This is a genomic window from Mycobacterium gordonae (genome assembly GCF_001417955.2).
Taxonomy (GTDB): domain Bacteria; phylum Actinomycetota; class Actinomycetes; order Mycobacteriales; family Mycobacteriaceae; genus Mycobacterium; species Mycobacterium gordonae_B.
In genome coordinates this window covers 1-1,003 of the sequence record NZ_LKTM01000217.1, presented here as the reverse complement: position 1 = coordinate 1,003, position 1,003 = coordinate 1, and the positions used below count along the sequence as shown (strand labels likewise).

Annotated in this window: 1 protein-coding gene; it reads right to left on the bottom strand. The window is 78.5% G+C overall.

What is annotated here, in order from left to right; genetic code table 11:
- Positions 1–1,003, bottom strand: a 1,003-nt coding sequence (locus tag AO501_RS40255; RefSeq protein WP_197419866.1) for a hypothetical protein, incomplete at both ends; no start/stop codon positions are given.

Genomic DNA, 1,003 nt, shown 5'->3' with positions numbered 1-1,003 from the left:
CGGCGCCTCCGATACCACCTTGGCCGCCGGTCCCACCTGTCGCGCCGATGCCGCCGGTACCTCCGGGCGTCGCGCCGGCACCGGCGGCAGCGGGGGCCGGGGCCGAGCGTGGCGGTGGCGGCTGCGCCATTGCCGCCGGCGCCACCTGTTCCGCCGGTGCCTGCCGTGCCGCCGGTACCGGTGTTGCCCGCTGTGGCACCGACTCCGTTCCCGGACTGGCCTCCCTGGCCGCCTTGGCCACCCTTTCCGCCTTCGCCGCCCAGTCCGCCCTGTCCGGGCGTGCCCCCTGCTGCGGGTGTGACTCCCTGCGCGCCGAAACCGCCGGCACCGCCGCCGCCGCCCGTGCCGCCCTGACCGCCTTGGCCGCCGTCTCCGTTGATGCCCCCGTGACCTGCAGTACCTCCGGTGCCGCCGGCGCCGCCCAGACCGCCCTCGGAGCCGGCACCTCCGGTGGACCCGGCGCTCGCGCCGTTCTGCCCAGCGTGGCCACTGCCGCCTTGCCCGCCCTGCCCGCCTGTGCCTCCCTTGCCTGCGTTGCCGAGAGTCGAACCTGCTCCGGAAGTGCCGGCAGTGCCGCCGCTGCCCCCGGTACCGCCGGTGCCCGGGCCGTCGGTGCTTGTGGCCGCCGCGCCCAGACCGCCGGTGCCGCCGGTGCCGCCGGTCCCGGCCGTGCCGCCGCCCCCAGCGTCGCCTGCTGCGCCTGCGCCCGTGCCGGCCTGCCCGCCTTGTCCGCCCTGCCCGCCGTTACCGCCGGTGCCACCCTGGCCTCCTTGGCCATTGGCGCCGCCCGTGGGTGTGGTTCCTTGGACCCCGATGCCACCGGCGCCGCCTTGTCCGCCGGTACCGCCTTGGCCGCCTTGCCCGCCGCTCCCGTTGGTGCCGCCGGCGAATGCCGCGCCGCCCTGGCCGCCCTGCCCGCCTTGACCGCCGGCGGTTCCCGCGCCGCCCATACCGCCGTCGCCGGTGGCAGCCGAACCGTTGAGGCCGGCCCCGCCCTCACCCC